The sequence below is a fragment of the Saccharothrix australiensis genome (genome assembly GCF_003634935.1).
Classification (GTDB): Bacteria; Actinomycetota; Actinomycetes; order Mycobacteriales; family Pseudonocardiaceae; genus Actinosynnema; species Actinosynnema australiense.
The window spans coordinates 1,973,112-1,993,240 of sequence record NZ_RBXO01000001.1; the positions used below are offsets into that span (position 1 = coordinate 1,973,112).

Annotated in this window: 15 protein-coding genes; 10 read left to right on the forward strand and 5 right to left on the reverse strand. The window is 72.1% G+C overall.

Features of this window, described 5'->3' with window-relative positions; translation table 11 throughout:
- Positions 1-384 precede the first annotated feature (384 nt).
- On the forward strand, positions 385-2,319 hold the full coding sequence (locus C8E97_RS09330; protein WP_121011182.1) for an Hsp70 family protein: 1,935 nt from the start codon (positions 385-387) through the stop codon (positions 2,317-2,319).
- Between the two features lie 169 nt (positions 2,320-2,488).
- On the opposite strand, the gene C8E97_RS09335 is transcribed toward C8E97_RS09330, so the two are convergent.
- The gene (locus C8E97_RS09335) at positions 2,489-3,328 is read right to left on the reverse strand and encodes a LysR family transcriptional regulator (protein WP_121003503.1); all 840 of its coding nucleotides are present in this window, start codon (positions 3,326-3,328) and stop codon (positions 2,489-2,491) included.
- A 71-nt stretch (positions 3,329-3,399) separates the two neighbouring features.
- Between C8E97_RS09335 and C8E97_RS09340 the strand changes: the two genes are divergently transcribed.
- The 4 genes from C8E97_RS09340 (at position 3,400) to C8E97_RS36785 (ending at position 6,796) form a co-directional block, all read left to right on the forward strand.
- Complete coding sequence (locus C8E97_RS09340; protein ID WP_121003505.1) at positions 3,400-3,861, forward strand: cupin domain-containing protein; 462 nt, start codon at positions 3,400-3,402, stop codon at positions 3,859-3,861.
- A gap of 10 nt (positions 3,862-3,871) precedes the next feature.
- The gene (locus C8E97_RS09345; RefSeq protein WP_121003507.1) at positions 3,872-4,066 is read left to right on the forward strand and encodes a DUF3046 domain-containing protein; all 195 of its coding nucleotides are present in this window, start codon (positions 3,872-3,874) and stop codon (positions 4,064-4,066) included.
- 170 nt (positions 4,067-4,236) lie between these two features.
- Positions 4,237-5,280, forward strand: a complete 1,044-nt coding sequence (recA, locus tag C8E97_RS09350) for a recombinase RecA (RefSeq protein WP_121003509.1) — start codon at positions 4,237-4,239, stop codon at positions 5,278-5,280.
- Between the two features lie 67 nt (positions 5,281-5,347).
- Positions 5,348-6,796: a regulatory protein RecX gene (locus C8E97_RS36785; protein WP_425470502.1), complete on the forward strand. Its 1,449-nt coding sequence runs from the start codon at positions 5,348-5,350 to the stop codon at positions 6,794-6,796.
- 88 nt (positions 6,797-6,884) lie between these two features.
- On the opposite strand, the gene C8E97_RS09360 is transcribed toward C8E97_RS36785, so the two are convergent.
- The 3 genes from C8E97_RS09360 to edd form a co-directional block, all read right to left on the reverse strand.
- On the reverse strand, positions 6,885-7,580 hold the full coding sequence (locus tag C8E97_RS09360; RefSeq protein ID WP_121003511.1) for a YqeB family protein: 696 nt from the start codon (positions 7,578-7,580) through the stop codon (positions 6,885-6,887).
- Between the two features lie 292 nt (positions 7,581-7,872).
- Positions 7,873-8,493 (reverse strand): bifunctional 4-hydroxy-2-oxoglutarate aldolase/2-dehydro-3-deoxy-phosphogluconate aldolase, encoded by a 621-nt coding sequence (gene eda / locus C8E97_RS09365; RefSeq protein ID WP_121003513.1) that lies wholly within the window; start codon positions 8,491-8,493, stop codon positions 7,873-7,875.
- The gene (edd, locus tag C8E97_RS09370) at positions 8,490-10,355 is read right to left on the reverse strand and encodes a phosphogluconate dehydratase (protein ID WP_170211709.1); all 1,866 of its coding nucleotides are present in this window, start codon (positions 10,353-10,355) and stop codon (positions 8,490-8,492) included. The genes eda and edd overlap by 4 nt, the downstream gene beginning before the upstream one ends.
- Before the next feature lie 223 nt (positions 10,356-10,578).
- On the opposite strand from edd, the gene C8E97_RS09375 reads away from it, so the two are divergent.
- The 5 genes from C8E97_RS09375 (at position 10,579) to C8E97_RS09395 (ending at position 16,918) form a co-directional block, all read left to right on the forward strand.
- The gene (locus C8E97_RS09375) at positions 10,579-10,869 is read left to right on the forward strand and encodes a hypothetical protein (RefSeq protein ID WP_121003515.1); all 291 of its coding nucleotides are present in this window, start codon (positions 10,579-10,581) and stop codon (positions 10,867-10,869) included.
- 258 nt (positions 10,870-11,127) lie between these two features.
- Positions 11,128-11,889: a hypothetical protein gene (locus C8E97_RS09380; RefSeq protein ID WP_121003517.1), complete on the forward strand. Its 762-nt coding sequence runs from the start codon at positions 11,128-11,130 to the stop codon at positions 11,887-11,889.
- 10 nt (positions 11,890-11,899) lie between these two features.
- Positions 11,900-13,801 (forward strand): fumarate reductase/succinate dehydrogenase flavoprotein subunit, encoded by a 1,902-nt coding sequence (locus tag C8E97_RS09385; RefSeq protein WP_121003519.1) that lies wholly within the window; start codon positions 11,900-11,902, stop codon positions 13,799-13,801.
- 1 nt (position 13,802) lies between these two features.
- Entirely contained in the window at positions 13,803-14,552 is a 750-nt protein-coding gene (locus tag C8E97_RS09390; protein WP_121003521.1) for a succinate dehydrogenase/fumarate reductase iron-sulfur subunit, read from the forward strand.
- A gap of 242 nt (positions 14,553-14,794) precedes the next feature.
- The gene (locus C8E97_RS09395; protein ID WP_121003524.1) at positions 14,795-16,918 is read left to right on the forward strand and encodes an acyltransferase family protein; all 2,124 of its coding nucleotides are present in this window, start codon (positions 14,795-14,797) and stop codon (positions 16,916-16,918) included.
- 157 nt (positions 16,919-17,075) lie between these two features.
- Here C8E97_RS09395 and C8E97_RS09400 read toward each other — a convergent pair whose 3' ends face one another.
- On the reverse strand, positions 17,076-19,910 hold the full coding sequence (locus C8E97_RS09400; protein ID WP_121003526.1) for a vitamin B12-dependent ribonucleotide reductase: 2,835 nt from the start codon (positions 19,908-19,910) through the stop codon (positions 17,076-17,078).
- Positions 19,911-20,129: the final 219 nt, after the last annotated feature.

The following is a 20,129-nucleotide window of genomic DNA, read 5'->3' on the forward strand; positions in this document are numbered from 1 at the left end:
ATGGCCGCGACTTCGTCGCGGCGGCTCGGCCGCCATTTTGTCGGGCTGTCGCGCCTGATTTCCCGTCGATCGAAAAGCGTGATCGACGGGAAATGAGGCGCGACAGCCCGACGCGGCCTCGCGGGGCGGCGTGTGACAGCCCGGCGTGGCCTCGCGGGGCTGCGTGTGATAGCCCGGCGTGGCCTCGCGGGGTGGGGTGTGATAGCCCGGCGTGGCCTCGTGGGCGGGGCGGTCGTGTGCGGGTGAAGTGTTGTTCGCGGGTGTCCGGGTCGGGTGTCCGGAGACGTCGGTGAGATCATGGGCCCGCGAGGCCGTGACCTTCAGGCGGCCGAGCCGAGGCAGTCCAACACAGCGCGATTCCACACACGAACCTGAGGGGTGGCCGTGCGCGTCCTGTCCGTTGACCTGGGCACTTCCAACACCGTCGCGGTGCTCGCCGCGCACGGCAGGCCGCCCAGGGTCGTCGAGGTGGACGGGTCCGCCACCATGCCCTCCGCCGTGTACTGCGAGGAGGACGGCTCGCTGGTCGTCGGCCGCGACGCCGAGCGCCGCGCCCGCCTCGACCCGTCCCGGTTCGAGCCCAACCCCAAGCGGCGCGTGGACGACGGCGCGCTGCTGCTGGGTGACAACGTCGTGCCGGTCGCGGACGCCCTGGCGGCCGTGCTGCGCCGCGTCCTGGACGAGACCACCCGGCAGCTCGGCGGCGAACCGCCGGACGAGGTCCGCCTCACCCACCCCGCCCAGTGGGGCAGCACCCGGCGCAACGTGCTGGTGTCCGCCGCCCGGCTCGCGGGCGTGACCGGCGACGTCGTGCTGGTGCCCGAACCGGTCGCCGCCGCGTCCCACTACGCCTCGCTGTCGGTCGGCCAGGCGCTGGCCGTGTACGACCTGGGCGCGGGCACGTTCGACGTGGCGATCGTCGGCGCGACCAGGGACGGCTTCACGGTGCTCGCCGAGGACGGTCTCCAGGACCTCGGCGGCCTGGACGTCGACCAGGCCCTGCTGGAGCACGTCGGCCGCCAGGTGTCGCACCGCGACCCGGCGAGCTGGCAGCGGCTGCTGCGCCCCGAGTCGACCGCCGACCGCCGCGCCCGCCGCGCGCTCCAGGAGGACGTCCGCGCGGCCAAGGAGTCGCTGTCCCGGCACGCGCACACCGAGGTGCCGATGCCGGAGCCGTTCGAGGACGTGCTGGTCAACCGCTCGGACCTGGAGGCGCTGGTCCGACCGAGCATGTTGCGCAGCGTGGAGCTGCTGGCCTCCACCATCCGCTCCACCGGGCTCGCGCCCAACCAGCTCGCGGGCATCTACCTGGTGGGTGGGTCGAGCCGGATCCCGCTGGTGGCGACCATGATCGCCGAGCAGGTGCGGGTGGTGCCGACGAGCCTGGACCAGCCGGAGACGGCGGTGGCGCTGGGTGCCCACCACGTGCCCAAGGACGGCGTGACGCCGCGCACCAAGGAGCCGGTGAAGGTCTCCAACGAGCCCGCGACGGTCATCACCAAGCCCGTGACGGGGCCGAACCCGGTGCGGAACCCCACCACGAGCGGCCGGTACCAGACGAACCCGGCGGTGAGCGGTCCGTACCCGGTGACCAACCCGGCGGTGAGCGGTCCGTACCAGGTGAACAACCCCGCCGTGAGCGGCCCGTACCCGGTGGGCAACCCGGCGGTCAGCGGTCCGCACCAGGTGAACTACCCGCAGACCGGGCCGCAGCAGTTCAACTTCCCGAGCGTCACGCCGAGGCCGAAGCAGCCGCAGAAGAAGAAGCCGGGCAAGAACGTCCTCATCGCGGCGGGCGCGGCCGTGGTGCTCGTGCTGGCCGTGGTGGGCGGCGTCCTCGCGCTCGGCGGCTCGGGCGTGCCGAGCCCGCAGGACTGCAAGAACGACACCGAGAAGGACGCCCAGGGCTTCACGCAGTGCCTGCGCCAGCTCGCGGGCGCGGTCCCGGAGGGCCACACGTGCAAGGCGGGCGGCTCGGCCGGCGTGTCGGGCATCAGCGCCATCAAGGGCACCGTGGTGAGCTGTTCGGTCAAGGACGACTACTCGGTGCAGTACATCCTCACCGAGACGGTCACGGGCGCGCAGCAGGGCGCGGAGGCCGTCGTCCGGTCGCTCAAGGCCGACGTGGTGCAGGCGGAGTGGGCGGGCAACGGGCTCAAGGGCAGGTACCGGGCCGCGGCCGACGGCGGAGTCGGGCTGCTGGCGTTCACCGCCGACGAACGGCCGCTGCTGGGGATCGTGACCAAGAGCGGCGGCGGGGACCTGACGGCCGACATGGTCGCGGACTTCTTCGAGAACGCCGTCCAGCCGGGCACCTGACCCGGAGGGGGCGCGGCTGCCCGCGGTGTCGCGGCGGACGTCCTGATCAGCGCTTGTGGTGGTACCACCAGGCGCGGATGCCGACCACGATCGCCGCGACCAGCCCGGCGATGATCACGATCTGGCCGAGCGGCGACGACAGACCTGTTGGGTCATCCATGCTTCGAGGCTAGCGCGCGGCGGCGGCGAACTCGCGCACCCGACCGGTTTCGCCCGCCGTGCGCCAGACGAGGCCCCATTCGACCTCGGGGGCGTCCTCCAGCGGCAGGAAGGTGACTCTCGGCCGGGCGAAGTAGCCCGCCGCGTGCGCGCCCAGCGGGCACACGCCCTCACCGTTGGCGATCACCGTCATGAGTTCCTGGAACGTCGTCAGGGCGCGCCCGCGCTCGACGGGACGCCCCAGCGGGGTCGTGTCCCGCCAGTAGGCGGCGCGGAAGACCGTGTCACGGGCCAGGTCCTCCAGCGTCACGCGGCGCTGCCTGGTGAACGGGTGGGTGTCGGCGACGGCCAGCACCATCGGCTCGCGGAAGACGACGGGACCGGCCGTCAGGTCGGGCTCGGCCACCGGGAACAGCGTGACCAGCACGTCCACCTCGTCGTCCCGGAGCAGCGCGAACGGGTCCGCGAGGGCGGCCTCGCGCACGCGGACCTCGCTGCCGGGGTGACGGGCCCGGTAGCGGGCCAGGACGTCCGGGATGAGGTCGGCCACCGCCGGGGCCTCGAACCCGACGCGCAGCAGGCCCGTACCCCGACCGGCGGCGATGGCGCGTTCGACGCCTTCCCGGATGCGCTGGTACGCCGGCGCCACGTCGTCGCGCAGCCGCCGCCCGATGGGGGTGAGGGCGACGCGGCGGCTGGTGCGCTCGAACAGGGGCGCGCCGATGCGGCGCTCCAGCTGCTTGACGGTCTGGCTGACGCGGGCCTGGGAGACGTGCAGGCGCTCGGCGGTGCGGCTGAAGTGCAACTCCTCCGCCAGGGTCAGGAAGATCTCGATGTCCCGCCGTTCCATAACCCGGAGGTTATCGTTCGATGCGTTACCGGCCGTTGTCGGGCGGGTCGGACCGGACGATCGTCGTACCCATGGAAAACGCGCTGCTCGTCCAGGCCGTGAAGCCCGAGAAGCTCACCGCCGACCCCGCCGCCGTCGTCACCCTGCTCGCCGACCTCGACGGGCTGACCGCCAACCGCTCCACGTTCCTCGACGGCGCGGACGGCGCGCCGCCGCACTTCCACACCCGCGCGTCGGAGCTGTTCTTCGTGCTCGACGGGACACTCCAGGTGCTGCTCGACCAGGACGTGGTCACGCTGGAACGCGGTGACCTCCTCGTGGTGCCGCCCCGCGTCCCGCACGCGTTCGGCGCGCCGCGGGGCGCGGACGCCGACGTCCTGTTCGTCTTCACGCCGGGCATGGGGCGGTTCGACTACTACCGCCTGCTGGACCGCGTGCAGCGCGGCCTGGCCGACCCGGCGGAGATCCGCGCGTCGCAGGACCGCTACGACAACCACTACGTCGACAGCCCGGTCTGGGCCGCGGCGCGCTAGCCTGGGACGGATGCGCAACACGGTGTTCCGCAAGCTGATGGCGAACGAGTTCGGCCAGGTCAGGGCGGAGATGGTGGCCAGGGACCACGTGCTGTCCGCCCTCGGCGGGCGGACCCCCGACCAGGCACTGGAGGCGGGGCAGCCGCCCAAGGAGGTCTGGCTCGCGGTCTGCGAGGCGTTCGACGTGCCCGAACACCGGCGGTGACCGGGCGCGTCGACCGGTGGTCGAACACCTGTTCGGCTATAGTCCCCGACACGACCGGGTGACAAAACCCCGCGGGTGACCCGGTCCCCGCCGAGAAATGTCGTACCCCGCCCGTAACGTCGGCCCCGACATCGCTCAGCGAACCCGACACACACCGAGGTGGACTCCAGATGGCACCACAGGCACCCGACCGGGACAAGGCCCTCGAACTGGCCCTGGCCCAGATCGACAAGCAGTTCGGCAAGGGCTCGGTCATGCGGCTCGGCGAGGAAGGCCGCGCCCCGATCGAGGTGATCCCCACCGGCGCGATCGCGCTCGACGTCGCGCTCGGCATCGGCGGTCTGCCGCGTGGCCGCGTCGTCGAGATCTACGGCCCGGAGTCGTCCGGTAAGACGACGGTGGCGCTGCACGCCGTGGCCAACGCCCAGCGCAACGGCGGCATCGCGGCGTTCATCGACGCCGAGCACGCGCTGGACCCGGAGTACGCGAAGAAGCTGGGCGTCGACACGGACGCGCTGCTGGTGTCCCAGCCGGACACCGGCGAGCAGGCGCTGGAGATCGCGGACATGCTGGTCCGCTCCGGCGCGCTGGACATCCTGGTGATCGACTCGGTGGCCGCGCTGGTGCCCCGCGCCGAGATCGAGGGTGAGATGGGCGACAACCACGTGGGTCTCCAGGCGCGGCTGATGAGCCAGGCGCTGCGGAAGATCACGGGTGCGCTGAACTCGTCCGGCACCACCGCGATCTTCATCAACCAGCTGCGCGAGAAGATCGGCGTGATGTTCGGCTCGCCGGAGACCACGACGGGTGGCAAGGCGCTGAAGTTCTACGCGTCGGTGCGCTTGGACGTGCGGCGGATCGAGACGCTGAAGGACGGCGGCGAGCCGGTCGGCAACCGGACGCGGGTCAAGATCGTGAAGAACAAGGTGGCCCCGCCGTTCAAGCAGGCCGAGTTCGACATCCTGTACGGCCAGGGCATCAGCCGCGAGGGCTCGCTCATCGACATGGGCGTCGACCAGGGCATCCTGCGCAAGTCGGGCGCCTGGTACACCTACGAGGGCGACCAGCTGGGCCAGGGCAAGGAGAACGCGCGGAAGTTCCTGCGCGAGAACCCGGACGTGGCCAACGAGATCGAGAAGCGGATCAAGGACAAGCTCGGCATCGGGGCGACCCTCGACGCCGACGAGAGCGCGCCCGCGCCGGTCGACTTCTAGCGTGGTGGGGCGAGGCGGCCGTGGTCGCGGGGCGCCCCGCGATCCCTCGGCCGACCCGTTCGAGGTCGTGGACTCGCCGGCCGGTCCGGCGGTGCCGGGTGACGGTCACGCCACGTCGGTGGCGGGGGCCGAGGCCCGCGCCGCGTCGGCGGGGCGAACCCGCGACGAGTCGGTGGCGGACACCGGGTCGGTAGTGGGCACCGGGTCGGTGACCGATACCGGGTCGGTGGCGGGTGTCGGGTCGGTGGCGCGCTCCGGGGTGGTGCCGGGCGAAGGCGGCTCCGCCGGGGTGGCGGACGGCGACGGTTCCGGGTCGGTGGCAGCGGGCCGGGGTGGAGCGGGGTCGGCGGAGGTCGATCCGTTCGAGGCGTGGGGCGGGCGCAGGAGCGCGACGGGCGAGGCCGTGCCGATCAGGTCCGCGCGCGGCGGGGCCAGTCCGTCGGCCGACCCGTTCGAGGACTGGGGTCGGCGCAGGACCGAGTCGGGCGAGGCAGTCCCGATCGCGCACGCCGAGGTCTTCGCCGACGCCCCGGTGGGCGGCTCTGCCGACGACCTGGCGGGTGGTCTCGCCGTCGAGCCGGTGAGCGGCCAGGCCGACGGTTCCGCGAGCGGACCGGCGGACGGTCCGGGCGGTGGCTCTGGCGGTCGTCCAACGGGCGGTTCGACGAGCAGCTCGGCGGGTGGCTCGACCGATTGCGGTGCGGGTGGCTCGGCGGGCGACGTCGACGGTCCGGTTCCGGTAGGGCGGGGCGTTGCCGACGGCTCGGCTGGTGACCTGTTCGAGGAGTGGGGGCGGCGGCGGGGCGCTGCCGGTGAAGCGGTTGCCCGCGCGGGCCACCGGGGTGGTCCGGTGGCGGCTGATCCGTTCGAGTCCGCGCGGCCGTCCGAGGGCGAGGAGCGGCGTCGGCGTGGTGGTGGGAGCGGTGGTGCCCGTCGGGGGTCCGGTCGTCGGTCCGGTTCCCGCGCCGGCGGGGAAGCCGACCCGGCCGTCGAGGCGGCCGAGCCGGTCGACCCGGCGAAGGAGCAGCGCAAGGCGACCGACCTCTGCTACGCGTTGCTCACCGCTCGTGCCCGCACGCGGGTGGAACTCAAGGAAGCCCTGCTGCGCAAGGGCATCCGCGAGGAGACCGCCGAACTGGTGCTCGGGAAGTTCGACCGCGCCGGGCTGATCGACGACGCCGCGTTCGCCGAGGTCTGGGTCCGGTCCCGGCACACGCACCAGGGGCTGGGTCGGCGGGCGTTGGCCAGGGAACTCCGGCGCAAGGGCGTCGCCGACGAGGTGGCCGCGGAGGCGGTCGCCGCCGTGGACGACGAGGCCGAGCAGGAGCGGGCGCGGGAGTTGGTGCGCAAGAAGCTCCGGGCGATGTCGGGGCTCGACGACCAGGTGAAGATCCGCCGGCTGGTGGGCGCGCTGGCGCGCAAGGGGTACGGCGAAGGCATGGCCTACCGGGTGGTCCGCGAGGAGCTGCGCGCCGCGGAGATCGAATCCCCGCTGGACGACTACCTGCCCGATTAGCCACCGGTACCCGCGCCGTGCACGCCGGCATCCCGTCGGGTCGCGGGGCGGGCCGTCGCGTTCCGGGGGTGGCCGCCCCGGTCGGGAGCTAGTCCTGCTCGCCCTGCTGGCTGAGCCGCCAGAACTGGCGCTTGCCTTCCTCCCGCACGACCACGCCGATCCGGGCCAGCTCGGTGCGCAGCTGGGCCACGTCCTCGGTCTCGCCCTTCTTCAACGCCTTGGCCCGCGCCCGCAGCAAGGCGTTGGCGGCGGGCGGCACGCCCGGCATGTCCTCCACCCATCGGCGGTACTCGTCGCGGTACGGGTCCTCGGGCAGCCACGGGTAGCCGTGGCGCTGGAAGGCGTCCGCGAGTTCGGCGGTGGGGAGGTCCGAGCTCTCCCGCGCCAGCTCCTCGGTGCCCAGCCCGAGCACCACCAGCTTCTTGCCGTCCAGGAACACCCCGGAGATCCGGGTGCGGTCGAGGGCGCGCTCGTCGCCGCCCCGCTTCAGGACCACCGCCTCGTCGGCCACCTCGACCGACAGCCGCTCCGCCGCGGCGAGGAACGCCACCACCAGGCCGACCAGCACACCCAGGCCGAGCGAACCCAACGTCGCCTGCGGCTCGGGGATGGAGGCGACGAGCCGGAACGGCCCGCGGAACGGCGCCCACGGCAGCGACACCACCCAGTCGGCGATGGCCTGCACGCCCCACAGCACGGCCGCGCCCAGCACCGGGAAACCGACCCACACGAGACCGACCTGCCAAGCCGGTTCGGTGACCGGCGTGGTGCGACGCGCGTTCATCCTCGACACCCCTCCCCAAGTGCGACGGCCAACCTATCGCACGCGACCGTCCTGTTCGGACCGGACCGAGCCGGTGGCGCGCTGATCAGCGGATACCGGCCGAGGCGGCTCGGCGACCGATCACCCGCGGCGACGGTGCACCGACCCGCCGCGGTCGCCGACCGCCCAGGAGGCGCGACCGAGCCGGGTGCCGACCGGCCGGTGAGCGGGCGGGGGTGCCCTCCCCGGTCGAGCGGGAGGGCACCCCCAGGAGGTGGGCACCCCGGACGGCCGCGCGCCGTCCGGGGCGGTGTCAGAGCGCTGCCGCCGCCTTGGCCAGCGCCTCGATGCGGTCGAAGTCGCCGGCCGCCAGCGCGTCCTTCGGCGTCAGCCACGACCCGCCCACGCAGCCCACGTTCGGCAGCGCCAGGTAGCGCGGCGCGGTGTCCACCGTGATGCCGCCGGTCGGGCAGAAGCGCAGGCCGGGCAGCGGGCCGCCGACCGACTTCAGGTGGTCCACGCCACCGGCGGCCTCGGCCGGGAAGAACTTCAGCGCCGTCAGGCCGCGCTCGGCCAGCCGCATCGCCTCCGACACGGTCGCCGCGCCCGGCAGGAACGGCAGCCCCGTGTCCTCCACCGCGTCCAGCACCCGATCGGTCGTACCCGGCGTGACCAGGAACGACGCCCCGGCCCGCGCGGCCTGCTCGGCGTGCTCGGGCGCGGTGACGGTGCCCGCGCCGAGCACGATGTCGGGCACCTCGGCCGCGATCCGCTCGATCGAGGACAGGGCGGCGGGCGTGCGCAGGGTCAGCTCGATGACGCGGATGCCCCCGCGCAGCAGCGCCCGCGCCAGCGGCACGGCCTGGGCGGCGTCGTCCAGCACGACGACGGGGATGACGGGGGACAGCTCCAGCAGATCCGCGCTGGTGGTCACCGGGTTACCTCCTGGTTCGCGCGGCCCGCGAAGTGCGAGGCCGCGATGGGGCCGAAGACGCTCGCGCCCCGGTCGGCGGGTCCGACCGACCGGCGCAGCGCGGCGAACAGCTCACGTCCGGTGCCCGTCCACGCCTGCGCGTCCGGCGGGAAGTCCACCAAATCGCGGGCGGCGAGTTCCGCCGGGTCCACCAACGCCTCCAGCGTGCCGCTCTCGGCGTCGAGCCGCAGCACGTCACCGTCGCGCACCCGCGCCAGCGGACCGCCCACGGCCGCCTCGGGCGTGAGCTGGATGGCGGCCGGGATCTTGCCCGACGCGCCGGACATCCGCCCGTCGGTGACCAGCGCCACCCGGAAGCCCCGGTCCATCAGCACGCCCAGCGCGGGCGTCAGCTTGTGCAGCTCGGGCATCCCGTTGGCCTGCGGGCCCTGCTGCCGCACCACGACCACGACGTCCCGCTCCAGCTCACCCGCCTGGAACGCGGCGCTGAACGCCTCCTGCGAGGTGAACACGCGCGCCGGCGCCTCCACGACGCGGTGCTCGGCGGCGACCGCCGAGACCTTGATCACCGCGCGGCCCAGGTTGCCGGACAGCATCCGCAGCCCGCCGTCGGCCGCGAACGGCTCGGACACCGGCCGCAGCACGTCGGTGTCCAGCGAGCGGCCGGGGCCGTCGCGCCAGGTCAGCACGCCCTCGACGAGCACCGGTTCGCGCCGGTAGCGGTCCAGGCCCGCGCCGGCGACGGTGCGCACGTCGGCGTGCAGCAGACCGGCGTCGAGCAGCGTGCCGACCAGGAACTGCACGCCGCCTGCGGCCTGGAAGTGGTTGATGTCGGCGCTGCCGTTGGGGTAGACGCGGGCCAGCAGCGGCACCACCGCCGACAGGTCGGCGAAGTCGTCCCAGCCCAGCTCGATGCCCGCGGCCGACGCGATCGCCACCAGGTGCATCGTGTGGTTGGTCGAGCCGCCCGTCGCGAGCAGCGCGATCACGCCGTTGACCACGGCCTTCTCGTCCACGACGTGCCCGATCGGGGTGTACTCGTCGCCCCGGCTGATCTCCACGGCCCGGCGCGCGGCCTCCTCGGTCAGCGCGCGGCGCAGCTTCGTGCCGGGCGGGACGAAGCTCGCGCCCGGCAGGTGCAGGCCCATCACCTCCACCACGAGCTGGTTGGAGTTGGCCGTGCCGTAGAACGTGCAGGTTCCGGGGCTGTGGTAAGAGGCGGCTTCCGCTTCCAGGAGGTTCTCCCGCGTCGCCTTGCCCTCGGCGAAGAGCTGCCGCACCCGCGACTTCTCCGAGTTCGGCAGGCCCGAGCTCATCGGGCCCGCGGGCACGAGGATCGCGGGGAGGTGCCCGAACGCCAGCGCCCCGATCAGCAGCCCCGGCACGATCTTGTCGCACACGCCGAGCAGCAGCGTGGAGTCGAACATGTCGTGCGACAGCGCGATGCCGGTGGCCATCGCGATCACGTCCCGGCTGAACAGGGACAGCTCCATGCCCGCGCGGCCCTGGGTGATGCCGTCGCACATCGCGGGCACCCCGCCGGCGAACTGCGCCACGCCGCCCACCGCGCGGGCGGCGTCCTTGATCCACGCGGGGTACTGGTCCAGCGGCTGGTGGGCGGACAGCATGTCGTTGTAGGCCGACACGATCGCCACGTTCGGGCGACGCAGCGCTCGCAGCGCCTCCTTGTCACCCCCTGTGATGCCCGCGAAGCCGTGGGCCAGGTTGCTGCACGCGAGGTCCCGGCGGACCGGGCCCTCGGTGTGGGCGGCGGCGAGTCGTTCGAGGTAGGCGGACCGGCTGGCGGCGCTGCGGGCGGCGATACGGGCCGTCACCTCGGCGACGACGGGATGCACGCTCATGGGTTCGCTGTCTCCGGTGGGGATCACGGGCTGTGGTGAGCCCGGTGGGACGACAGCGCTGGCGTCGCACGGACGGACGTGACAGCACCCACACTATGTCACGACGCATGATCCTCACAAAAACGATTCAGGAGTTGAGACGCGACGCGGCGCCTTGTGGTGCTTGTCACAAGCGCCCGGAGCGGGCAGAGTCGGCACACGGACTCCCAACGGAGGTGCTGCCATGACGTCCTCGGAGATCGTGGAGCTGCGCCGAGCGCTCGGCCAGCTGCGTCACTGCGTCGGTTCCCTGCGCACTCGGTACGGCGACATCGCCGCCGTGCAGCGCCTGGCCAACGACGTCGAGCGGATGGACATCGACGCCATCGAGCTGATGGAGCTGGACAGCACGCCCCGTCCCCGTGAGGCGCCCAGGGTGGAGCGCGAGGTGGTCGTCGTGCCCGACACGCCCTACGACCCCAAGCTCTGGCACGACGCCGACGACGAGGGTCTCGGCGGTTACCGCCACACCTGAACGACCGCAGGCCGGCCCCCGCGACTCGACACGCGGGGGCCGGTTTCGGTTTTCCCGACCCCGACCCCGACCCCGACCTGATCCGACCCGATCCCGGCCCAGCCCCGCCTGCCGCGGCCGTCCGACCCGTCCGACCCGTTCGACCAGGCCGGTCGAGCCGACCCGTCCGAGCCGCCCCGCCGGACGCCGGCCGCCCCGATCGACCGTCCCGACCTGTCCGACCGTCCCCGCCACGACGATGTGGAACCGAGGTGAGGTATGAGGGCGCAGATCGCCCGGCGCACGCTGCGCACGGACCGGTGGTGGCTCCCGCCCCTGGTCACGTTCGCGGGACTGCTGCTGATCTCGATCTACGCGGCGGTGCGCACGTTCATGGGCGACTACTACTGGGTGGACGAGTACCGCTACCTGACGCCCATGTACTCGCCCTGCCTGAGCGAGGAGTGCCTGCCCGCGGCGGCGCACTTCGGTCGCCCGCTGCCGGAGCTGCCGGGCTTCCTCACGCCGCCGGTGGTGATCATCCCGTTCCTGCTCGGCTTCCGGGTGACCTGCTACTACTACCGCAAGGCGTACTACCGGGCGGCGTGGCTGTCCCCGCCCGCGTGCGCGGTGGCCGAACCGCACGCCAAGTACACCGGTGAGACGCGCTTCCCGCTGGTCGCGCAGAACCTGCACCGCTACTTCTTCTACGCGGCCTCGCTCCTGCTGCTGATCAACGTCTTCGACGCGTTCTACGCCCTGAGCGCCGGCCTCGGGCTGGGCAACCTCGTGCTGCTGGTGAACGTGGCGCTGCTCGGCGCGTACACGCTGTCGTGCCACTCGTGCCGGCACATCGCGGGCGGGCGGCTGAAGCACTTCTCCCGGCACCCCGTCCGGTACCGGGTGTGGACGTGGATCTCGAAGCTGAACGCCCGCCACATGCAGCTGGCGTGGGCGTCGCTGATCTTCGTCTGCGTCACCGACCTCTACGTCGCGCTGGTCGCCTCCGGGACGATCGCCGACCTCCGGATCATCGACTGAGGAGCTGGTCTTGCCCGAGGTGGAACGGCATTCGTTCGACGTGCTGGTGATCGGCGCGGGTGGGGCCGGCCTGCGCGCGGCGATCGAGGCGCGCGAGAACGGGATGCGCACGGCGGTCCTGTGCAAGTCGTTGTTCGGCAAGGCGCACACGGTGATGGCCGAGGGCGGCATCGCGGCGGCGATGGGCAACGTCAACGCGGGTGACAACTGGCAGGTGCACTTCCGCGACACGATGCGGGGCGGGAAGTTCCTGAACAACTGGCGGATGGCCGAGCTGCACGCCCGCGAGGCGCCCGACCGGGTGTGGGAGCTGGAGACCTACGGCGCGCTGTTTGACCGGACCGGGGACGGGCGGATCAGCCAGCGCAACTTCGGCGGCCACGAGTACCCGCGCCTGGCGCACGTCGGCGACCGCACGGGGCTGGAGCTGATCCGGTCGTTGCAGCAGAAGGTCGTCTCCTTGCAGCAGGAGGACTTCGCGGCGACCGGCGACTACGAGTCGCGGTTGCGGGTGTTCCAGGAGTTCACCGTCACGGACCTGGTGCAGGACGGTGGCGCGGCGGGTGTCGGCGCGGGCCGCGGCGGGCGGATCGCCGGCGCGTTCGGCTACTGGCGCGAGTCCGGCCGGTTCGTCTTGTTCGAGGCGCCGGCGGTGGTGCTGGCCACCGGGGGCATCGGCAAGTCGTTCAAGGTGACGTCGAACTCCTGGGAGTACACCGGCGACGGCCACGCGCTCGCGCTGCGGGCGGGCGCGTCGCTGATCAACATGGAGTTCGTCCAGTTCCACCCGACGGGCATGGTCTGGCCGCCGTCGGTCAAGGGCATCCTGGTCACCGAGTCGGTGCGCGGCGACGGCGGCGTGCTGCGCAACTCCGACGGCAAGCGGTTCATGTTCGACTACATCCCCGAGGTGTTCAAGGACAAGTACGCCGACAACGAGGGCGAGGCCGACCGCTGGTACGCCGACCCGGACCACAACCGCCGACCACCCGAGCTGCTGCCGCGCGACGAGGTGGCGCGGGCGATCAACTCGGAGGTCAAGGCGGGGCGCGGCACCGAGCACGGCGGCGTGTTCCTGGACGTGTCGACGCGCCTGCCCGCGGAGGAGATCAAGCGCCGGCTGCCGTCGATGCACCACCAGTTCAAGGAGCTGGCCGACGTCGACATCACCGCGCAGCCGATGGAGGTCGGGCCGACGTGCCACTACGTGATGGGCGGCGTGCAGGTCGACCCCGACACGGGCGCTTCGTCGGTGCCCGGCCTGTTCGCGGCCGGCGAGGTGTCCGGCGGGATGCACGGCTCGAACCGCCTGGGCGGCAACTCGCTGTCCGACCTGCTGGTGTTCGGCCGGCGCGCGGGTGAGGGCGCCGCCGCCTACGTGACCGGTCTCGCCGACCGCCCGGTGTGCTCGGCCGAGGCGGTCGCCGAGGCGGAACGCGTCGCGCTGGCCCCGTTCGCCGGCGAGGGCGGCGAGAACCCCTACACGCTGCACGTGGAGTTGCAGCAGGCGATGAACGACCTGGTCGGCATCATCCGCCGCGCCGAGGAGATGGAGGAGGCGCTGCGGCGCTTGGCCGACCTGGGGCGCCGCGCGCGGTCGTTGACGGTGGAGGGCCACCGGCAGTTCAACCCCGGCTGGCACCTGGCGCTCGACCTGCGGAACATGCTGCTGGTCAGCGAGTGCGTGGCGCGGGCGGCCCTGCTGCGCACGGAGTCGCGCGGCGGCCACACCCGCGACGACCACCCCGGCATGGACGCGGGCTGGCGGCGGAAGCTGCTGGTGTGCCGGCTGTCCGGCGACGGGGTCGAGGTCGCCGAGGAGCCGCAGCCGCCGATCCGCGCGGACCTGCTGGCGCTGTTCGAGTTCGCCGAACTCCGGAAGTACCTGACCGCCGAAGAGCTGGAGGGCTGACATGGGGTACCAGGGGCGCTTCAGGGTGTGGCGCGGCGATGCGGACGGGGGAGGGCTGGAGGACTTCACCGTGGAGGTCAACGAGGGCGAGGTCGTCCTCGACGTGATCCACCGCCTCCAGGCGACGCAGGCGGCGGACCTGGCCGTGCGGTGGAACTGCAAGGCGGGCAAGTGCGGTTCGTGCTCGGCGGAGGTCAACGGCAGGCCGCGCCTGCTGTGCATGACGCGGATGTCGGTGTTCGCGGAGGACGAGACGGTCACCGTGACGCCGATGCGCACGTTCCCGGTGATCCGCGACCTCGTGACGGACGTGTCGTACAACTACGCGAAGGCACGCGAGATCCCGGCGTTCAGCCCGCCGAAGGGCGTCGCGCCGGGCGACTACCGCATGTCCCAGGTGGACGTGGAGCGCTCGCAGGAGTTCCGCAAGTGCATCGAGTGCTTCCTCTGCCAGAACACGTGCCACGTGATCCGCGACCACGAGGAGAACAAGGCGTCCTTCTCCGGTCCCCGGTTCCTGATGCGGGTGGCGGAGCTGGAGATGCACCCACTGGACGAGGCGGACCGCGTGCCCGCCGCGCAGTCCGAGCACGGGCTGGGGCTGTGCAACATCACCAAGTGCTGCACGGAGGTCTGCCCGGAGCACATCAAGATCACCGACAACGCCCTGATCCCGATGAAGGAACGGGTCGCCGACCGCCGCTACGACCCGATCGTCTGGCTGGGCAACAAGCTGTTCCGGAGGTCGTGACGGAGGGAGATCCGGGGATCGGATGCGGGGGCGAAGCGCCCTGCGCCGAGCGCGTGCTGACGGTCACCGGCACCCGGTGACCGCGCCGTGCCGCCCGTCCGGGGCGGGCCGGGAACCGGGCGTCGCGTGGCACCGCGACACGGCCTGAGGTGTGCGCGGCGAGGGGCTTCGTCCCACGGGGTTCGCGGTGCCGACGTTCTCGTAGACTCCCCATCCGGATTTCCGGATGACCTGGGGGAACGATGACGGCGGAGACGCACGCCACCGCGATCGCCGCCGCACCCGTGCCGCGGCACCCGGCACCCGGCCGGGCCTTCCGGACCGACATCCAGGCGCTGCGCACCATCGCCGTGATGGCCGTCGTGCTGAACCACCTCTCGCCGACCTGGCTCACCGGCGGCTACGTCGGGGTGGACGTCTTCTTCGTCATCTCCGGCTTCCTCATCAGCTCCCACCTCGACCGGGAGATCGCGCGCACCGGCCGGGTCCGCCTCGCGCGGTTCTACGCGCGCCGGATCCGTCGACTGCTCCCGGCGGCGTTCCTGGTACTGGGCGTCAGCCTCGTCGCGGCCTACTTCCTGCTGCCTTACGACCGCTGGGAGACCAACGCGCACGAGGCGCTGGCCGGTGCGCTGTACGCCGAGAACTGGCTGCTGGCGATCAACTCGGTCGACTACTCCGCGTTCACGTCGGTCGCGAGCCTGGCGCAGCACTACTGGTCGCTGTCGGTGGAGGAGCAGTTCTACCTGCTGTGGCCACTGCTGTTGGTGCTGTTGTTCAAGACCGGGCGCCGCACGGCCCAGGTCGTCGGCATCGGCGCGGTGGGCGTGGCCTCGCTCGCGTTCTGCGTCTACTTCACCGAGGTCTCCCAGAGCCAGGCGTACTTCGTCACACCCGCGCGGGTGTGGGAGTTCGCGATCGGGGCGCTGGTCGCGTTCGGCGGGTCGAGGCTCGCGCTGCCCCGCGTGGCCGCCGAGGCGGCGGCGTTCGCCGGCCTGGTGATGATCGTCGGCTCGGCCGTGCTGTTCGACCACGACACGGCGTTCCCCGGCTTCCTCGCGCTCGTGCCGACCGCGGGCACGGCGCTGGTGATCATCGCGGGTGCCGGGGGCGGCCGCCAGTGGCACACCCCGGTCTCGGCCTCGACGCCGTTCCAGTTCCTGGGCGCCACCAGCTACTCCCTGTACCTGTGGCACTGGCCGCTCATCGTCCTCGCGCCGTTCGCGTTCGGGGGCACGCTGGACGAGGGCAGGCTGACCCTGGTGCACCGGCTCGTCATCCTCGTGGTGGCTGTCGTGCTGGCCTGGCTGTCGAAGGTCCTGGTCGAGGACCGGGGCATGGCCTGGGCACCGCTGGCGGGCAGCACCCGGAACACCTTCGTCGCGATGGTCGCCGGCATCGCCGCCGTCGGCCTGGTCGCGGGCACACTGACCTGGACCTACGAGCGGCACGTCGCCCAGGCGGCCAGGGATCTCCGCGAACAGGTCCTGACCGCGTGCCACGGCGCCGCCGCGCTGTTCCCGGAACGGCACTGCGAGGACCCGTTCGGACCGGCCAGGATTCCCCACCTCGGCCCGGCGAACGCGCCCTGGGGCGCGGGCGCGGAGTGGTGCGCGGACGTCGACCGACACCTGGCCGGCGGCCGCAAGACCACCTCGGTGTGCGACTTCAGCGGCGGCGCGGCGGACCCGACCGTGGTGTGGCTGGTCGGTGACTCGCACGGCGAGCAGTGGCAGGCGCCGCTGCTCGACCTGGCGCGCGAGCGGAAGTGGGTGGTCAACATGAGCCTGCTGGGCGGCTGCCCGTTCGCGCGGATCCCGTTCGTCGGGTACCGGGGCGCCGAGTCGCCCGAGATCGTCAAGCGCTGCACGGACTGGGTCGCCGAGGTCGCCGCGGACATCACCGAGACCGCCCCCGACACGGTCTTCATGTCGTTCTACGCCCGCAGGCAGCTCGCCGGCGACACGTCGGGCCGGACGCAGACCGAGTACTACCGCGACGGCCTGGAGCCGTACTGGCGGCAGTGGACCGACGCGGGCGCCAAGGTGGTGGTGCTGGGCGACCCGCCGCTCAACCACGAGGTCAGGGCGCCGGACTGCGTCGGGACGAACCCCGGAAACCCGGCGGTGTGCGCGGTCGACCGGGATCGGGCCCAGCCCGCCGACCCGCTGGCGGAGGCCGCGCGGTCGACCGGGAACACCGGGGTCACCTACGTCGACATGACCGACTACTTCTGCGACGCGCGCAAGTGCTACGGCGTCGTCGGTGGCGTCGTGGTGTACTTCGACGCCAACCACCTCAACCGCGAGTTCAGCCGCACCTTGCGCCCGGTCATCGCCGAAGCGCTCGGGATCGCACCGCGGTAGGCGGCCGCCTCGGGCTCGTCGAGGCCGGCACGGGAGATCCGACGCGCCCGCGGACCTCCGAGGGCGCCTGTGCGCGGGGCCTCGAACCGCGTTCGGTTCGAGGCCCCACGTTCCGCCAGGGAGCTGTCCGGCCGTCAGGGGCCGTCGAGCACCGCGGTCAGCTGCAGCCGGACGTCGAGCCGCAGCCCTCGCACAGGTAGCAGGAGCCCGCCGGGCGCATCTTCGTGCCGCACGTCATGCACAGCGGCGCGTCGGCGGTCGTGCCCAGGTGGAGTTCGAGCAGTTCCGTGGAGCTGCCGACCTTGACGTCCTGCTGGGGCTTCTTCTTCTCCTCCACCTCGGCCGCGGCCTTGGTGGAGGTGGCGTCCACGGAGGTCCGCAGGCCCTCCAGGTCGACGTCACCGCTGCCGTAGTCCTGCGCCACCTGCGCCGTGCGCTCGTCGGCGGTGAAGATGCCGAGCTGGGCGCGCTTCTCGAACGGCAGGTAGTCCAGGGCCAGGCGGCGGAACAGGTAGTCCAGCACGCTGGTCGCGATGCGCACGTCCGGGTCGTCGGTCATGCCGGCCGGCTCGAACCGGAGGTTCTGGAACTTGGAGACGTAGAACTCCAGCGGGATGCCGTACTGGAGGCCGACGGAGATGGACATGGAGAACGCGTCCATCACGCCGGCCAGCGTGGAGCCCTGCTTGCCGAGCTTGACGAAGATCTCGCCCAGGCCGTCGTCCGGGTAGGAACCGGCGTGCAGGTAGCCCTCCGCGCCGCCGACGGTGAACGACACCGTCTGCGACGGGCGCTTCTTCGGGAGGCGCTTGCGGACCGGGCGGTACTCGACGACCGTCTCGGTCTTCGCCTCCGCGGACGCCTTCGCGGCCTTGCCCGCCGACAGCGGCTGGCCGACCTTGCAGTTGTCGCGGTAGATCGCGAGCGCCTTCAGGCCCAGCTTCCAGCCCTGGTAGTAGATGCCCTCGACGTCCTCCACGGTCGCCGACTCCGGCATGTTCACCGTCTTGGAGATCGCGCCCGAGATGAACGGCTGCACCGCGGCCATCATGCGCACGTGGCCCATCGGCGCGATGGAGCGGTCGCCCATCGCGCAGTCGAACACCTCGTAGTGCTCCGGGCGCAGGCCCGGCGCGTCCACCACGTGGCCGTGCTCGCCGATGTACTCGACGATGGCCTCGATCTGCTCGGCCTGGTAGCCGAGGACCTTCAGGGCGCGCGGCACGGTCTGGTTGACGATCTGCATGGAGCCGCCGCCGACCAGCTTCTTGAACTTCACCAGCGCCAGGTCCGGCTCGATGCCGGTCGTGTCGCAGTCCATCATCAGGCCGATGGTGCCGGTGGGCGCGAGGACGCTGGCCTGCGCGTTGCGCCAGCCGTTGCGCGCGCCGATCCGGATGCAGTCCTGCCACGTGCGGGTGGCGACCTTCTGCACCGCGGCGTCGTTGGCGTGGTAGGTGCGGAGCATGTCGTTCGCCGCCGAGTGCTTGCGGATGACCCGCTGGTGCGCCTCGGCGTTGCGGGCGTAGCCCTCGTACGGGCCGACGACGCCCGCCAGCTCGGCGGAGCGCTTGTACGCCGTCGCCTGCATCAGCGAGGTGATGGCCGCCGCCAGCGCACGGCCGCCCTCCGAGTCGTACGCGTGGCCGGTCGCCATCAGCAGCGCGCCGAGGTTGGCGTAGCCGATGCCCAGCTGGCGGAACTTGCGGGTGGTCTCCGCGATCGGCTCGGTCGGGAAGTCCGCGAAGCTGATCGAGATCTCCATCGCGGTGATCACCAGCTCGACCGACTTCGCGAACAGCTCCGCGTTGAACAGGCCGTCGTCCTGGAGGAACTTCATCAGGTTCAGCGACGCCAGGTTGCAGCTGGAGTTGTCCAGGTGCATGTACTCCGAGCACGGGTTCGAGGCGGTGATCCGACCCGACTCCGGCGTGGTGTGCCAGTCGTTGATGGTGCCGTCGTACTGGATGCCGGGGTCGGCGCACTCCCACGCCGCCTGCGCCAGCTTGCGGAACAGCGCCTTGGCGTCGACGGTCTCGATGACCTCGCCGGTCTGGCGGGCGCGCAGGCCGAACCGGCCGCCGTTCTCGTACGCGTGCATGAACTCGTCCGACACGCGGACCGAGTTGTTCGCGTTCTGGTACTGCACGGACACGATGTCCTTGCCGCCGAGGTCCATGTCGAACCCGGCGTCGCGCAGCGCGCGGACCTTGTCCTCCTCGCGCGCCTTGGTCTCGATGAACTCCTCCACGTCGGGGTGGTCGACGTCGAGGACGACCATCTTCGCCGCGCGGCGCGTCGCGCCACCGGACTTGATGGTGCCCGCCGACGCGTCCGCGCCGCGCATGAAGGACACGGGGCCGCTGGCGGTGCCGCCGGAGGACAGCAGCTCCTTCGAGGACCGGATCCGGGAGAGGTTCAGGCCCGCGCCCGAGCCGCCCTTGAAGATCAGGCCCTCCTCGCGGTACCAGTTGAGGATCGACTCCATCGTGTCGTCCACGGCGAGGATGAAGCACGCGCTGACCTGCTGCGGCGAACTCGTGCCGACGTTGAACCACACCGGGGAGTTGAAGCTGAACACCTGGTGCAGCAGCATCCAGGTCAGCTCGTGCTCGAAGACCTGAGCGTCCTCGTCGGCCGCGAAGTAGCCGTGCTTGACGCCCGCCTCGGTGTAGGTCTTCACCACGCGGTCGATCAGCTGGCGCAGGCTGTGCTCGCGCTGCGGCGTGCCGACCGCGCCGCGGAAGTACTTGCTGGTCACGATGTTCGTCGCGTTGACCGACCAGAAGTCGGGGAACTCGACACCGCGCTGCTCGAAGTTGATCGAGCCGTCGCGCCAGTTCGTCATGACGACGTCGCGGCGCTCCCAGGTCACCTCGTCGTACGGGTGCACGCCCTCGGTGGTGTAGACCCGGTTCACCGTGAGGCGCTTGTCCCCCGCACCGTTGCGGGTGGCCGTCTTCTTGCTGGAGCCACCAACGGTCTCCGTCATTCCCCGTTCCTCTTTCCGCGCGTTGTCGAAATTCCGGTGTGCGACCCACGTCCGGGCTTCCGTCCGAGGCGGTCGCGGCAGGCTTGCGAGCCGAGTTCGTGTGGTGCTGCGGCCGGGTCGGGACCCGGCGAAGCGCGGTTCGGGCATCGTCGGCCGGGCACGGCGAACGGGGTTTCCCGCTCAGGGGCCGCCCCGCCCCGGAGGCGCCGTGCCCTGGTC

Excerpts from the sequence above, each read along its gene's own strand:
- C8E97_RS09335 (WP_121003503.1), bottom strand. The coding sequence starts at position 3,328 with ATGGAACGGCGGGACATCGAGATCTTCCTGACCCTGGCGGAGGAGTTG.
- C8E97_RS09340 (WP_121003505.1), top strand. The coding sequence starts at position 3,400 with ATGGAAAACGCGCTGCTCGTCCAGGCCGTGAAGCCCGAGAAGCTCACC.
- C8E97_RS09345 (WP_121003507.1), top strand. The coding sequence starts at position 3,872 with ATGCGCAACACGGTGTTCCGCAAGCTGATGGCGAACGAGTTCGGCCAG.
- recA (WP_121003509.1), top strand. The coding sequence starts at position 4,237 with ATGGCACCACAGGCACCCGACCGGGACAAGGCCCTCGAACTGGCCCTG.
- C8E97_RS09360 (WP_121003511.1), bottom strand. The coding sequence starts at position 7,580 with ATGAACGCGCGTCGCACCACGCCGGTCACCGAACCGGCTTGGCAGGTC.
- edd (WP_170211709.1), bottom strand. The coding sequence starts at position 10,355 with ATGAGCGTGCATCCCGTCGTCGCCGAGGTGACGGCCCGTATCGCCGCC.
- C8E97_RS09375 (WP_121003515.1), top strand. The coding sequence starts at position 10,579 with ATGACGTCCTCGGAGATCGTGGAGCTGCGCCGAGCGCTCGGCCAGCTG.
- C8E97_RS09380 (WP_121003517.1), top strand. The coding sequence starts at position 11,128 with ATGAGGGCGCAGATCGCCCGGCGCACGCTGCGCACGGACCGGTGGTGG.
- C8E97_RS09390 (WP_121003521.1), top strand. The coding sequence starts at position 13,803 with ATGGGGTACCAGGGGCGCTTCAGGGTGTGGCGCGGCGATGCGGACGGG.
- C8E97_RS09395 (WP_121003524.1), top strand. The coding sequence starts at position 14,795 with ATGACGGCGGAGACGCACGCCACCGCGATCGCCGCCGCACCCGTGCCG.
- C8E97_RS09400 (WP_121003526.1), bottom strand. The coding sequence starts at position 19,910 with ATGACGGAGACCGTTGGTGGCTCCAGCAAGAAGACGGCCACCCGCAAC.